Here is a 14,375-nt window from a genome sequence, read left to right as displayed (position 1 = left end):
CCGACGTCGGCGCAGGGGATTGCCTACCCGAGGTGCGTGTGCAGGAATGCGGCGACGCGCTCGCGGAGGCGCGCGTCGAGGATGCCGATGGAGTGGGCCGAGCCGGGGACGAGGGCGACCTCGACCGGCACGGCGGAGGCGCGGAGTGTGGCCGCGAACCGCTCCGCCTGACCCACGGGGACGACCTCGTCGGCCGCGTGGCCGATCAGCACGGGCGGGTCGCTCGGATCGACGTGCGCCGTCGCGGACGCCTCGATCGCCTGCGGGCACGCCGCGTCGTCGGCCGCGGGCTCGCAGCCGAGGAACTCGCCGACGATGCCGCGCAGCCACTCCGAGGCGCCGTCGGCCTCGAGCTCGGCGGCACCCAGGCCGACGGGGCCCGACAGCTGTGCGACGGCGGCGACGCGCGACCCCGTGTCGAGCGGCCCGTCGCCGAGCATGCCGAGCAGCGCCGCGAGGTGCCCGCCGGCCGAGCCGCCGAAGACGCCGATGCGGGCCGGGTCGAGGTCGAAGCGCTCGACCTGCGCGGGCTCGCGCAGCCAGGCGACCGCCGCCGCGACGTCGTCGATCTGGGCCGGGTAGCGCGCCTCCGGCACGAGGCGGTAGTTGACGGATGCCGCGACGAAGCCCTCGCTCGCCAGCCACAGGCACACGTTGCGCCAGTCGGCGTTCGCCTTGTCGCCGCGGGCCCAGCTGCCGCCGTGCACCGACACCACGACCGGCTGCGACCCGCCCACGGCGTCGGCCGGCGGACGGCACACGTCGAGCGTGAGCAGCGTGCCGTCGGCGGCGATGCCGTACTGCAGGTCGGCATCCACGCGCAGGCCGGCGGGCGGCTCGAACGTGCGGATGCCGATGATCTCGGCGCCCGCGACCTCGCTCGAGGCCTGCTCGGCGGTCGGGTCGAGCTCGCGCACCGGCTGGTGGAACGCCGAGACGGCAGCCGCGATCGAGAGCGCCGCGGCGACGGCGAGGGCGACCCGGACGGACCGGCGGCGCCGGCCTCCGCGACCGCCGGAGATTCGGGTGGGGGTCACGGGGGCTCCGGGTTCAGGGGTGAGGTGATGCTACCTCACGTTCGAACGGATGCCGCCCTCCGGATGCGACCCCGGTCCGTCAGCCGAGCAGCTCGCCCGTCGTCGCGTCGAACGGCACCACGGCGTCCTCGTACGCGGAGTCGAGCATCACGAGCATCCGGAGCGGCAGCACGCCCGTGGCATCCGCCACCGGCGAACGCGACACGGTCACGATCACGCCCGTCGGCTCGGCGATGCCCGAGTGCTCCTCGGCGGCGTCGATGAGCGCGGGGATGCGATCCCAGTCGACGTCGCCGACGTCGAACAGCGCGGCCTCGGGATCGTCCGGCTGGATCGGGTCTGGTCCGCCGTGCGAGGTGCGGTCGTAGCGGTACTCGTAGGAGTCGATGGTGAGCGCGCCGGGTTCGCTCGGCGCGGAGGCGAGCGCGTACTCGCCGTAGAACCCGATGCTCGCGAATCGCGTGCCGCCGGTCTCCGCGACGAGCGCGTCGACGATCTCGCGATGCCGGTCGCCGAGGACCACGCCGGCCGACGACGGGTCGCCCGAGGCGATCGCCCGCGCCGTGCGCCCGATCGCGTCGTACGCCGGGATCAGCACGACGGCCGCGGTCGCGACCGCGAGGCCCCCGAGGAGCACGCGCCATGCGACCCGGTGCGGTGCGGTCGCGCTGCGGCCGGCGGATACTGCGGATGTCGCGGCCGATTCGATGGGCTCCCACTTCGGCGCCTGCTCCGCGAGCGGAACCGTGCGCTCGGCGCCCGTCCGCAGCTGCTCGGCGTCGCGCAGCCGCGCCCACTCGGGCGGAGGATCGAGCTCGAGCACGACCCCGGGAGCCGCGTCATCCGGCCGCCGCACCACCACGACCTCGCCCGGCTGCACGCGAGGGATCGCCACGACGTCGACGACCTCGCGGTGCGTCGTCGTGTACGCGGCACGGAACCGCGGAGCCACCGTGAGGAGCAGCTCGACCTGCGGCTGCCCGCCGACGGTGAGGCCGGTCCGGCCGATGCGCTCGACGCGCGCCAGCGCGAGCTCGCCCGCCGGTGGCGCAGCGCCGGTGCCGGCGGCGCGCCCGACGGCGCCGACCGACCGGAGGAAGGCGAACACGGCGGACACGATGGCGATCGGGAGGGCCAGGCTCCACGCGACGATGTAGCGCGGGTCGCCCGTCGCGATCGCGCCGATCGCACCCCCGAGCGTCACGCCGAAGGCGACGGCCGAGATGAACGCGAGCACGCGAAGAAGGCTACTCGCCGACCGCCACCGGGACCTCGCCCGTGCGCGGCCCGCTCGCGAACCCGACGAGCGACTTCGACATGCAGACGCTGAACCGCTCGCCGACGTACTGCCCGAACTGCGGGATCCGGCGGTAGCCGTGCTTCGCATAGAGCGCGAGCGCCGCGTGGTGCAGCGGGCCGGTCTCCAGGAGGATCTCGTGGATCCCGCGCTCCGCGGCATCCGTCTCGATTCGCTCGATGAGCGCGCTGCCCACCCCGAGGCCGCGCGCGTCGTCGTGGACGAACATGCGCTTCAGCTCGCCGCGAGCCGGGCCGAGTCCGTCGGACTCCACCAGGGCGGCCATGCCGAGCGCCGCGCCGTCGATGCCGCGCGCCACGTACACGGTCGTGCCCGGTGCCTCGAGCTCCTCGACCTCGAGGAGGAAGTTCGACTCCGGCGGGTACAGGGACTGCGCGTGGGCGGTACTGCCGGCGAGCAGGCGATCGATGCCCGGCTCGCGGGGCGACTCGATGGAGATCGACAGCGGTGTGGTCACGGCGAGAGCGTACGCGATCCGCGTTACCGGGTCGTTACGTTCCGTCATCGCGGGTGGGCTGCCGGGCGGATTCACAGGAGCACCTCCGGTACCCTTGGAAGGTCGGTTCTGGACACCGCGCCGTGCGCGGATGGGTTTGTGAGTCCTGAGGGCCGGTTCCGCTGCACTCCGCGGCGGATAGTCACATGTATGTGAACGGCCCCGGTCGACGACTGCCCGGGTTCTCAGTCAGGTCGCGCCAGCGTGCCCGGCTGCCATGTACACGAGTACAACCCAGGAAGCAGCCATGCCCAAGAACAAGAAGCCCGCCGGCGGACGCCCCGCCCGCAACTTCGACCCCTCGTACGCGAAGGGCGGCCGCTCGGGCGGCTCGGCGCAGCGCAAGCCCGGCTCGCGCAGCCCGGGCCACCGCGGCTACCGCCCCGAGGAGGCCGAGGCGCCGCGCAAGGCGCGCTGGAGCCGTGAGGAGCGCGTCGAGTCCGGCCGCACGCCGCACCGCGCCGAGCGACCCGGTCGCGACGAGCGTCGTCGCGACGACCGTGCCATCGCCGGTCGAGGAGCTCCGCGCGGCGGCGCGTCGCGAGACCGCGACGACCGCGCGCCGCGCCGGTTCGACCGCGACGAGCGTGCCCCGCGCCGGTTCGACCGCGACGACCGCGCCCCGCGCCGGTTCGACCGCGACGACCGCGCCGCCGGTGGTCGAGTAGCTCCGCGGAGCGGCGCGTATCGAGACCGCGACGACCGCGCCCCCCGTCGCGACCGCGAGTTCGACCGCGCCCCCCGTCGCGACCGCGAATTCGACCGTCCCGGCTTCCGCGACTCTGAGCGCCGGCCCTCCTCCTTCTACCCGGCGCCCGAGCGGGCCGAGCGCTTCGCTCCGGCCGACGACGTCGTGCTCGAGCGCCTCCAGGCCGAGGCCATCCAGGCCGAGCAGGTCGACGGCATCGGCTTCGCCGACCTCGGCCTCGGCGGCAACATCGTCCGCACCCTGAAGGAGCTCGGCGCCGGGACGCCGTTCCCGATCCAGGCCGCCACCATCCCCGTCGTGCTCGAGGGTCGCGACGTGCTCGGCCGCGGCCGCACCGGGTCGGGCAAGACCATCGCGTTCGGTGCGCCGACCGTGGAGCGCCTCATGACGCTCTGGGCCGAGAACGGCGGCCGCGCCGGCGGCAAGCGCCAGTTCGGCCGCAAGCCCCGCGCGCTGATCCTCGCGCCGACTCGCGAGCTCGCCCTGCAGATCGACCGCACCGTGCAGCCCATCGCGCAGAGCGTCGGCCTGTTCACGACGCAGATCTACGGCGGCGTGCCCCAGGGCCGCCAGGTCGGCGCACTCCAGCGCGGCGTCGACATCGTCATCGGCACGCCCGGTCGTGTCGAGGACCTCATCGAGCAGGGCCGTCTCGACCTCAGCGAGGTGGCGATCACGATCCTCGACGAGGCCGACCACATGTGCGACCTCGGCTTCCTCGAGCCGGTGCAGCGGATCCTCCGCCGCACCGCGCCGGACGGCCAGAAGCTCCTGTTCTCGGCGACGCTCGACTCGGGCGTGGCGACGCTCGTCGACGAGTTCCTCGTCGACCCGGCCGTGCACGAGGTCGCCGGTGAAGACCAGGCGTCGGGCACGATCGAGCACCGCGTGTTCGTGATCGACAACCGCGACAAGCGCGACATCGTCGCCCAGCTCGCCGACCGCGAGGGCAAGACCCTGGTCTTCTCGCGCACGCGTGCGTTCGCGGAGGACCTCACGGATCACCTCGCCGACGCCGGCATCCTGGCGGTGGCGCTGCACGGCGACCTGAACCAGTCGCGCCGCACCCGGAACCTGCAGCAGCTCACGAGCGGTCGGGTCGACGTGCTCGTCGCGACGGATGTCGCCGCCCGCGGCATCCACGTCGACGACATCGACCTCGTCATCCAGGCCGACGCGCCCGACGAGTACAAGACGTACCTGCACCGCTCGGGCCGTACCGGTCGCGCCGGTCGCGAGGGTCGCGTCGTGACCCTGGTGCCGCGCAACCGCCAGCGCCGCCTGGCCGACCTGCTCGGCCGCGCCGAGATCGAGGTCGACTTCGAGGACGTGCGCCTCGGCGACGAGGTGCTCAGCGCCCTCTGACCCGTTCGTTTCTCAGGACGGCGCGCCGCACCACGGTGCGAACCCCCGCGTGTCGTCCTGAGAAACGCGGTGCACCGAGCGGCGGCTCCTGAGAACGGGAATGCCGGTCGGGGGAGTGGGTCGGGGGCGCCCGACTGGCGGATGCGGCATCCGTTCGGCATACTTACTGACTGAACGGTCGGTTGTGAAAGCGCAGCCGAGAGCGGATGCCGCGCTCGCCCCGCGCCGGCGACGGACATCCCCGACAACGTGGTCAGGAGTGGGCATGGCGGACGCGTACCTCGTCGGCGGAGTGCGGACCCCGGTGGGTCGCTACGGGGGTGCGCTCGCGAGCGTGCGACCCGACGACCTCGCGAGCCTCGTCGTGGGCGAGGCGGTGCGGCGGGCCGGACTCGAGCAGGCCGCCATCGAGGCGGGCGCGATCGACGAGATCATCCTCGGCGCCGCCAACCAGGCCGGCGAGGACAACCGCAACGTCGCCCGCATGTCGGTGCTGCTCGCGGGCCTGCCCGACTCGGTGCCGGGCATCACCGTCAATCGCCTCTGCGCGTCGGGCATGTCGGCGATCACGATGGCGGCGCAGGCGATCCGCGCGGGCGACGCCGACCTCGTCGTCGCCGGCGGCGTCGAGTCGATGACCCGCGCGCCCTGGGTGCAGGCCAAGCCTGCGAAGCCGTGGGCGAAGCCCGGCGACGCGTACGACACGTCGATCGGCTGGCGCTTCCCGAATCCGACCCTGCTCGCGCGCGACAAGGCCACCTACTCGATGCCCGAGACGGCCGAGGAGGTCGCCCGCGTCGACGGCATCACGCGCGAGGACGCCGACGCGTTCGCGCTCCGCAGCCAGCAGCGCGCGGCGGCCGCGATCGACGGCGGCCGCTTCGAGGCCGAGATCGTGGGCGTGCCGACCGGACACGGCGAGGTGCTCGTCGACGAGGGCCCGCGCCGCGACACGTCGCTCGAGGCGCTCGCCGGGCTGCGGCCGGTCGTGCGGGGCGGCTCGGTCGTGACCGCCGGCAACTCGAGCTCGCTCAACGACGGCGCGTCCGCGATCGTCGTCGCGAGCGAGGCCGCCGTCGAGAAGTACGGGCTCGAGCCGCGCGCCCGCGTGGTCGTGGGCGCCTCCGCGGGTCTCGCGCCCGAGATCATGGGCCTCGGACCGGTGCCGGCCACCGAGAAGGCGCTGGCTCGCGCGGGCTTGGGCGTCGGCGACCTCGGCTCGATCGAACTCAACGAGGCGTTCGCGACGCAGTCGCTCGCAAGCATGCGCCGGCTCGGGCTCGACCCCGAGATCGTCAACGCCGACGGCGGCGCGATCGCGCTGGGCCACCCGCTCGGCTCGTCCGGTGCCCGGCTCGTCGTGACGCTGCTCGGGCGCATGGAGCGCGAGGGCTCCCGCTACGGGCTCGCCACGATGTGCGTCGGCGTCGGGCAGGGTTCGGCGCTCATCGTCGAGGGAATGCGATGAACGCGCCGGATGTCGCGGTAGGCCCCGAGACGCCGGAGCCGGTCCTCGTCGAGCGTCGCGACGACCGCGTCGTGGCGACGCTGAACCGTCCCGACAAGCGCAACGCGATCGACCAGGCCACGATCGACGCCCTGCACGCGCTCTGCGCGGAGCTCGAGGCCGACCCGCGCATCCTCATCCTCACCGGTGCGGACGGCGTCTTCGCGTCGGGCGCCGACATCGCGCAGCTGCGCGAGCGACGCGCCGCCGACGCGCTCGCGGGCATCAACGCGAACGCCTTCGTGCGCATCAACGAGCTGCCGATGCCCGTCGTCGCGGCGGTCGACGGCTGGGCGCTCGGCGGCGGCGCCGAGCTCGCGTACGCCGCCGACATCCGCATCGCGACGCCGGACGCGCGCTTCGGCAACCCCGAGACGGGACTCGGCATCATCCCCGCCGCCGGGGCGACCTGGCGCCTGAAGGAGATCGTCGGCGAGGCCCGCGCGGCCGAGCTGCTGCTCACGGGCCGCATCGTCGACGCCGCCGAGGCGCTCTCGATCGGACTCGTCACCGGGGTGCACCCGGTCGGCGAGCTGCTCGCCGAGGCGCACGCGCTCGCCGACCGCATCGCGAAGAACGACCGCGCCGCGACCATCGCGACCAAGCGCGTCCTGCGCGCACCCCGCGCGGATCACCCGCGCGTCGACCTCGAGGTGCAGGCCGAGCTCTTCGAGAGCCCGGAGAAGCACCGTCGCATGACCGAGTTCCTGGAGAGGCGGAAGAAGTGAGCAGGTCTCGATACGGCGCTGACGCGCCTACTCGACCACCGGGCGGCGCACCCGAACGCGTCGGCGTGCTCGGCGGCGGCCGCATGGGCGCGGGCATCGCGCACGCGTTCCTGCTCGCCGGCTCCCACGTGACCGTCGTCGAGCGCGACGACGCGGCGGCCGAGGGGGCGCGCGGGCGCGTGCTCGACTCGGTCGCGGCATCCGTCGCCCGCGGCACCACCGACGAGACCGCCGAAGCGCTCGGCGGGCGCCTCGCCGTGGCGACCGAGGTCGACGGGTTCGCCGATGCCGGGCTCGTCGTCGAGGCCGTCCCCGAGGACCTCGACCTCAAGGTCGACGCGCTCACCCGCGTCGAGGGCGTGCTGGCAGCGGATGCCGCCCTCGCGAGCAACACGTCGTCCATCTCGATCGACGAGCTCGCGGGGCGCCTCGACCGGCCCGCGCGGTTCCTCGGCATGCACTTCTTCAACCCGGTGCCCGCGTCGGCGCTCGTCGAGGTCGTGCGCGGCACCGGCACCGACGGCGCGCTCGTCGAGGAGGCCCGCGGCTGGGTGCAGGCGATCGGGAAGACCCCGATCATCGTGCACGACGCCCCCGGCTTCGCCTCCAGCCGGCTCGGCGTCGCGCTGGGACTCGAGGCGATCCGCATGCTCGAGGAGGGCGTCGCCTCCGCCGAGGACATCGACGCCGCCATGGCGCTCGGCTACAAGCACCCGGTCGGCCCCCTGAAGCTGACCGACCTCGTCGGCCTCGACGTGCGGCTCGGCATCGCCGAGTACCTCGCGGGCGAGCTCGGCGAGCGATTCGAACCGCCCGCCCTGCTGCGCCGCATGGTCGCCGAGGGCAAGCTCGGTCGCAAGACCGGCGAGGGCTTCTACCTGTGGGACGCGCAGTAGTGCGGGTCTCGATACGCGCCGCCTCCGGCGGTGCTACTCGACCACCGAGGAGTGAAACCAGATGACCGAGATCCTGCCCAGCTACGTCCGCGACGCATGGTGGACGCCCGGCGACGACGCCGCGGCATCCGCTGCCGAGGTGCGCGACGCGTCGACCGGCGAGGTCGTCGCCCGGGTCTCGACCGAAGGCCTCGACCTGGCCGCGGTGCTCGAGCACGCCCGCACGGTCGGCCAGAAGTCGCTCGGCGAGCTGTCCTTCCACCAGCGCGCCGTGCTGCTCAAGCAGATGGCGCTCGTGCTCACCGAGCGCAAGGCCGAGCTGTACGAGCTGTCGGCCCGCACCGGCGCGACGCAGCGCGACTCGTGGGTCGACATCGACGGCGGCATCGGCGTGCTCTTCACCTACTCGTCGAAGGGTCGCCGCGAGATGCCGAACGGCAAGGTGCTCGTCGACGGCCCGGTCGAACCGCTGTCGAAGGACGGCTCGTTCATCGGCCGCCACGTCTACACGCGCCTGCCCGGCGTCGCCGTGCAGATCAACGCCTTCAACTTCCCCGTCTGGGGTTCGCTCGAGAAGTTCGCCCCGGCGTTCCTCGCGGGCGTCCCGACCGTCGTGAAGCCCGCGACGCCCACCGGCTACCTGACCGAGGCGTACGTCCGCATCCTCGTCGAGTCGGGCCTGCTGCCCGCCGGTTCGCTGCAGCTCGTGTCGGGCAGCGTGCCCGACCTGTTCGATCACCTCCGCCTCGGCGACCTCGTCGCGTTCACGGGCTCGGCCTCGACCGCCGAGCGCCTGCGCGCACACGACTCGGTGCAGACCGGCGGGGTGCGGTTCTCGAGCGAGACCGACTCGATCAACGCGTCGGTGCTGGGCACGGATGCCACGCCCGAGACGCCCGAGTTCGACGCCTACGTCAAGCAGCTCGTCACCGAGATGACCTCGAAGGCCGGGCAGAAGTGCACCGCCATCCGCCGGGCGATCGTGCCCGCGGCATCCGTGGACGCGCTCGTCGACGCGGTGCGCGAGCGGCTCGCCGAGCGCGTGGTCGTGGGCGACCCGCGCCAGGAGGGCACGACCATGGGTCCGCTCGCCTCGACCGGCCAGCGCGACGAGGTGCTGCGCCAGGTGCGCAAGCTGCAGGATGCCGGCGGCGAGCTCGTCATCGGCTCCACCGAGGCACCGGCGGGCGCCGCGGCCGAGGGGGCGTTCGTCGAGCCGATGCTCTTGAAGTTCGCGGATGCCACGGCGCCGGCGGTGCACGAGGTCGAGGCGTTCGGCCCCGTGGCATCCGTCATCGCCTACGACTCGATCGACCAGGCCGTCGACCTCGTGGCGCGCGGCGGCGGCTCGCTCGTGACCAGCGTGGCGACCCACGACCCTGAGGTCGCGGTCGCCCTCGCGACGGGCATCGCGCCCATGAACGGCCGCCTGCTGTTCCTCGATCGCGACGACGCGCGCTCGTCGACCGGCCACGGCTCGCCCGTGCCGCACCTCGTGCACGGCGGACCCGGCCGCGCGGGCGGCGCCGAGGAGCTCGGCGGCATCCGCGCCGTCAAGCACTTCATGCAGCGCACCGCGATCCAGGGTTCGCCCGCGATGCTCACCGCGCTGACCGGCGTCTGGCATTCGGGCGCCGAGGCGCGCCCGTACCAGGCCGCGGGGCAGCCGCACCCCTTCCGCAAGTCGCTCGCCGACCTGCGCATCGGAGACCAGGTCGCGTCCGAGCCGCGCACCGTGACCCTCGAGGACATCGAGACGTTCGCGAACTTCACGGGCGACACGTTCTACGCGCACATGGACGAGGAGGCCGCGGCCGCGAACCCGTTCTTCCCCGGCCGGGTCGCGCACGGCTACCTGCTCGTGTCGTGGGCCGCGGGCCTGTTCGTGGATGCCGCGCCCGGCCCCGTGCTCGCGAACTACGGCCTCGAGAACCTGCGCTTCATCACGCCCGTGTCGCCCGGCGACTCGATCCGCGTGGAGCTCACCGCCAAGGAGATCTCGCCGCGCGAGACCGACGAGTACGGCGAGGTGCGCTGGGACGCGGTGCTGAAGAACCAGGACGACGAGATCGTCGCGACCTACGACGTGCTCACGCTCGTCGCCAAGGAGCCGACGCCCGTGCCGCAGCCGGCGTAGGCGAGCGCGGTCAGCCGCGGAGGGCGAGCGCGAACGGCAGGACGCCGGTCGCGCCCGCCTGCCGGAGGGCGCGCGCGGCAACCGTGAAGGTCCAGCGGCTGTCGGCGAGGTCGTCGACGAGCAGTACCGGGCCGGCGGGCACCTCGAGCGCGTCGGCGGAGAAGCGGTCCCACACGCCCGCGAGGCGGAACGCGCTGTTGCCGCCGGGCGCGCCGGACGGCCCGCCGTCCGCGGGGGCGAGCGCGCCGAGGTACGGCAGGCGACCGACCTCGGCGAGCCCGCGGGCGAGCGAGTCGACGAGCTGCGGGCGCGAGCGGGACGGCACGGATGCCACGGCGACGGGCCGCTCGGCCCAGCCCCAGTCGGCGAGCACGCGTACGCACGCCGCCATGACCTGCGGCGGGACCGGTCGGTCGCCGGCTCCCGCCGCGAACAGCTCACGGAGCGTGCCGCCCCAGCCGAGGTCGGTGAGCCGCGCGAGCGCGCGCCCCTCGGCGGCCTGCTCGCCCGCAGCGATGCGGCCCTTCACGGGGACGCCGAGGCGATCGGCACCGGTCGGCCACGCCCGGCGCGGCTCGATCGGCACGCCGACGCGATCGAGCGCGGCGGCCGCCGCCTCGGCGGCTTCCGAGTCGAGCTCGCCCGGGTACCACGCACCGGCGCAGTTGTCGCAGCGGCCGCACGGCCTCGCGGTGTCGTCGTCGAGGGAGCGCTGCAGGAACTCCATGCGGCATCCGTCGGTCGTCTCGTACTCGATCATGTGCTGCTGCTCGGCCTCGCGCTCGGCGGCGATGCGCGCGTAGCGGTCGGCGTCGTACGACCACGGCAGGCCCGTGGCGACCCAGCCGCCCTGCACGCGCCGGACGGCGCCGTCGACGTCGAGCACCTTGAGCAGCAGCTCGAGCGGGGTGCGCCGGATGTCGACCCGCGCCTCGAGCGCCGGCGTGGACAGCGGAACGTCGGAGAGCTCGTCGATGACGCGCCGCGCGCGGTCTTCATCGGGCATCGACGCGGTGGCGAAGTAGTGCCAGATGGCGCGGTCCTCGGGGCCGGGGAGCAGCAGCACGTCGGCATTCTCGCTCGCACGGCCGGCGCGGCCGACCTGTTGGTAGTAGGCGACGGGGGACGACGGCGCCCCGAGGTGCACCACGAACCCGAGGTCGGGCTTGTCGAAGCCCATGCCGAGCGCGCTCGTCGCGACGAGCGCCTTCACCTCGTTGCGCTTCAGCAGCCCCTCGGACTCCTCGCGTTCCCCCGGGTCGGTCTGGCCGGTGTACGCGCGCACGTCGTGGCCGCGCTCGCGCAGCAGCCGGGCGGTGTCGTTCGCCGCCGAGACCGTGAGCGCGTAGATGATGCCCGAGCCCGGAAGGTCATCGAGGTGGCTGAGCAGCCAGGCGAGCCGCGTCGGCGCGTCGGGCAGGCGCAGCACCCCGAGTCGGAGCGAGGTGCGGGCGAGCGGGCCGCGGATGGTCAGGACGTCGGCGCCCGACCCGAGCTGCTCCGCGACATCCGCCACCACCCGGCTGTTCGCCGTGGCGGTGGTCGCGAGCACCGGAACCCCAGTCGGGATCTCGGCGATCAGGTCGCGCAGCCGCCGGTAGTCGGGGCGGAAGTCGTGCCCCCAGTCGCTGATGCAGTGCGCCTCGTCGACCACGAGCATGCCGATGCGCCGCACGAGCGACGGCAGCTGCTGCTCGCGGAACGCCGGGTTGTTCAGGCGCTCGGGCGAGACGAGGAGCACGTCGACGGCGTCATCGGCGAGCCGCTGCTGCACGTCGGCCCACTCGTGCGGGTTGGTCGAGTTGATGGCGACGGCGCGGACGCCGGCGCGTTCCGCCGCGGCGATCTGGTCGCGCATGAGCGCGAGCAGCGGGGAGACGAGCACGGTCGGCCCGCCGCCGCGACGGCGCAGCAGCAGCGTCGCGACGAAGTACACCGCCGACTTGCCCCAGCCCGTGCGCTGCACCACGAGCGCACGGCGCCGCCCGTCGACGAGCGCCTCGATGGCCTCGTACTGGCCCTCGTGGAAGTCGGCATCGGGGCGACCGACGAGGTCGCGAAGCGCGGCGAGCGCCTCGGCGCGGGTGGCGGAGGGCGCGTCGACGGAGGTCATGGCTCCACTCTGGCGGATGCCGCCGACAGCCGCGCGGGCGGTCCGACCGGATCAGCCCGGCCCGGTTTCGCGATGCGCAACCCCCCTGAGCGCGTCCGGAAGCCGCGAGTAGAATGCATCCGCATGCGCCCCCCGGACCCTGGGGCACACGGACGATACGTTCGAGGAGGCGCGACATGGCGCAGCGGATCACCTACGCCGGCGGCGAGTTCATCGTCGCCGACATCGTCGCCGACGCGCTCCTCGACTACGCCCTCACGCTCGCGCGTCGCGCGCGGGTCGATGTCGTGCACGTGCGGACCCGCCGCATCGACGGTTCGGTCGGCCGCATGCGGCTCCTCATCGGCGACGGGATGCCGCTGGCCAGCGAGGCGAAGTGGGAGGAGTCGACGGCCATCGACTCGCACCCCGACGACGAGGCGGCCGCCGCGCTCATCCGGCACCGGGCGGCGGCGTTCGGCCGGAGCCCGACGATCCGGTTGGACGGCGAGGGGAACGGGCACTCCGACCTGCTGAGCGCCTACGACGAGTTCTGACCGACGCCCCCGGCGCGCAGCTCAGAAGATGAGCTCCCGGTGCACGACCCGCTCGGCGACGACGCCGAGCGGCAGGCTGTGGCTCCGGGCGTGGGTGCGCAGGAGCCCGAACGCCTCCTCCGGGGAGATGTCGTGGGTGTGCGCGAGCACGCCCTTCGCCTGCTCGATGGTCACTCGCGAGTTGAGGGCGAGCTGCAGCTGCCGACGCGTCAGGTCGCTCGCGCGCAGCGCGCGTTCGTGCAGGATGCCGATGGTCGCGACGTCGGCGAGCGCCTGCGCCGTGCGGAGGTCGAGGCGGTTGAGCTCGCCCGGCTCGGTGCGCAGCAGGTTGAGCGAGCCGATCGTCTCCTCGCGCAACCGCATGGGGATGCCGTAGGCCGACGCGAACCCGCTGTGCAGCGCCGCCACCTTGAAGCCGCGCCAGCGCTCCGGCGCCGAGGCGATGTCGGGCACGTGCACCACGGACGTGGTCCGGAACGCCTCGATGCAGGGGCCGTCCTCGGCGGCGAGCTGGATCGTCTCGACGAGCTCGCTGTCCTCGCCGGTCGAGGCCATCACCTCGAGGTTGCCGTCGGCGTCGGCGAGCAGCAGTCCGACGGCCGAGACGTCGAGCAGCTCCTGGCAGCTCTCGACGAGCATCTGCAGGAGCTCGACGGTGTCGTAGTCGTCGACGAGGGTGTCCGCGAGGGTCGCGAAGACCTCGAGGAGTCGTTCCTGGCGCGAGGTCTTCGTCATGATTCCTCCTCGATCCGGCCGTCATCCGTCGTGAACGACAGGCGGCGATCGATGATGTCGTGGGCGATCTCGTTCATCGTGCGGCCCTGGGCGAGCGCCTGGCCCTGGATGAGCAGGTACGCGTCCTCCGGCGGGAGCCCGAGCTGGGCGATCACGAACCCGGTCGCCTGGTGGACCACCCGGCGCGCGTGGCGGTGCTCCGACGGGTCGGGCTCGCCGGCCAGCCGCAGCGCCCGCCGCATCACGTACCGGCTGATCAGCGTGGCCATGGCTGCGGCGCGACGCGTTTCCTCGTCGCTCAGCTCGGCCGGCCCCTCGTGGTAGAGGTCGAGCGCGCCGATGCGCAGCGTGCCGATCGACAGCGGGAAGGCGAAGATCGCTCCCACGGGCTCGTCCTGGATCGCCTCGATGAACGCCGGCCACCGGTGACGGGGGCGGGTCTGGATCTCGGGCTCGAAGATCGGACGGCCCGCCGCCACGACATCCCAGCACGGCCCTTCGCCGAGGTCGAACTGCAGTTCGTCGACGCGCGCGGCGATGGGGTCGGTCGACGAGATCGTCTCCTTCTCGAGGATGCCCCCGAGCGTCGAGACGGAGGCCCCCGTGACCGGGACCGCGCGGAGCACCGTCGACGCCAGGTCCGCCTCGGCGGCGCGGCGGTCCGCGAGCCCGTCCATGGCCGAGTCGAACGCGTCGTCCACCCGATCACCCCTTCGGCGCGTGGTGCGCCTCCGTCCCACGGTACTCCGCCGATCGGGTCGCGTCAGGGGGCGTCGGAGTCCGTTCCGCTCTTGCGGG

General features: G+C 73.7%; 12 protein-coding genes. 6 read left to right on the top strand and 6 right to left on the bottom strand.

What is annotated here, in order from left to right; translation table 11 throughout:
* Positions 1-23 precede the first annotated feature (23 nt).
* The 3 genes from RH861_RS12420 to RH861_RS12410 form a co-directional block, all read right to left on the bottom strand.
* On the bottom strand, positions 24-1,037 hold the full coding sequence (locus RH861_RS12420; RefSeq protein ID WP_310521232.1) for an alpha/beta hydrolase fold domain-containing protein: 1,014 nt from the start codon (positions 1,035-1,037) through the stop codon (positions 24-26).
* 79 nt (positions 1,038-1,116) lie between these two features.
* Positions 1,117-2,274: a hypothetical protein gene (locus RH861_RS12415; RefSeq protein WP_310521231.1), complete on the bottom strand. Its 1,158-nt coding sequence runs from the start codon at positions 2,272-2,274 to the stop codon at positions 1,117-1,119.
* Between the two features lie 10 nt (positions 2,275-2,284).
* On the bottom strand, positions 2,285-2,812 hold the full coding sequence (locus tag RH861_RS12410; RefSeq protein WP_310521230.1) for a GNAT family N-acetyltransferase: 528 nt from the start codon (positions 2,810-2,812) through the stop codon (positions 2,285-2,287).
* A gap of 286 nt (positions 2,813-3,098) precedes the next feature.
* Here RH861_RS12410 and RH861_RS12405 point away from each other — a divergent pair, with 286 nt between their 5' ends.
* The 5 genes from RH861_RS12405 (at position 3,099) to paaZ (ending at position 10,193) form a co-directional block, all read left to right on the top strand.
* Complete coding sequence (locus tag RH861_RS12405; protein WP_310521229.1) at positions 3,099-4,925, top strand: DEAD/DEAH box helicase; 1,827 nt, start codon at positions 3,099-3,101, stop codon at positions 4,923-4,925.
* Between the two features lie 265 nt (positions 4,926-5,190).
* Complete coding sequence (locus RH861_RS12400; RefSeq protein WP_310521228.1) at positions 5,191-6,393, top strand: thiolase family protein; 1,203 nt, start codon at positions 5,191-5,193, stop codon at positions 6,391-6,393.
* Entirely contained in the window at positions 6,390-7,160 is a 771-nt protein-coding gene (locus RH861_RS12395) for an enoyl-CoA hydratase/isomerase family protein (RefSeq protein WP_310521227.1), read from the top strand. Before RH861_RS12400 ends, RH861_RS12395 begins: the two co-directional genes overlap by 4 nt.
* Positions 7,157-8,056, top strand: coding sequence for a 3-hydroxyacyl-CoA dehydrogenase family protein (locus tag RH861_RS12390; protein ID WP_310521226.1), 900 nt, complete (start codon positions 7,157-7,159; stop codon positions 8,054-8,056). The genes RH861_RS12395 and RH861_RS12390 overlap by 4 nt, the downstream gene beginning before the upstream one ends.
* A 61-nt stretch (positions 8,057-8,117) precedes the next feature.
* Positions 8,118-10,193, top strand: coding sequence for a phenylacetic acid degradation bifunctional protein PaaZ (gene paaZ, locus RH861_RS12385; protein WP_310521225.1), 2,076 nt, complete (start codon positions 8,118-8,120; stop codon positions 10,191-10,193).
* Between the two features lie 10 nt (positions 10,194-10,203).
* Here paaZ and RH861_RS12380 read toward each other — a convergent pair whose 3' ends face one another.
* A complete protein-coding gene (locus RH861_RS12380) occupies positions 10,204-12,306 on the bottom strand; it encodes a RecQ family ATP-dependent DNA helicase (protein ID WP_310521224.1) in 2,103 nt (700 codons plus the stop codon).
* A gap of 176 nt (positions 12,307-12,482) precedes the next feature.
* On the opposite strand from RH861_RS12380, the gene RH861_RS12375 reads away from it, so the two are divergent.
* Positions 12,483-12,842 (top strand): hypothetical protein, encoded by a 360-nt coding sequence (locus RH861_RS12375; RefSeq protein ID WP_248599783.1) that lies wholly within the window; start codon positions 12,483-12,485, stop codon positions 12,840-12,842.
* Positions 12,843-12,863: 21 nt separating this feature from the next.
* On the opposite strand, the gene RH861_RS12370 is transcribed toward RH861_RS12375, so the two are convergent.
* Both RH861_RS12370 and RH861_RS12365 read right to left on the bottom strand, forming a co-directional pair.
* On the bottom strand, positions 12,864-13,577 hold the full coding sequence (locus RH861_RS12370; RefSeq protein ID WP_248599782.1) for a GAF and ANTAR domain-containing protein: 714 nt from the start codon (positions 13,575-13,577) through the stop codon (positions 12,864-12,866).
* Positions 13,574-14,278, bottom strand: coding sequence for a GAF and ANTAR domain-containing protein (locus tag RH861_RS12365; RefSeq protein WP_310521223.1), 705 nt, complete (start codon positions 14,276-14,278; stop codon positions 13,574-13,576). The genes RH861_RS12370 and RH861_RS12365 overlap by 4 nt, the downstream gene beginning before the upstream one ends.
* Positions 14,279-14,375: the final 97 nt, after the last annotated feature.

The organism is Agromyces indicus, assembly GCF_031432295.1.
In the GTDB taxonomy this organism is placed as follows: Bacteria; Actinomycetota; Actinomycetes; order Actinomycetales; family Microbacteriaceae; genus Agromyces; species Agromyces indicus.
Note: the sequence above shows the minus strand (reverse complement) of the source record. Positions and strands in the feature narration are given on the sequence as shown.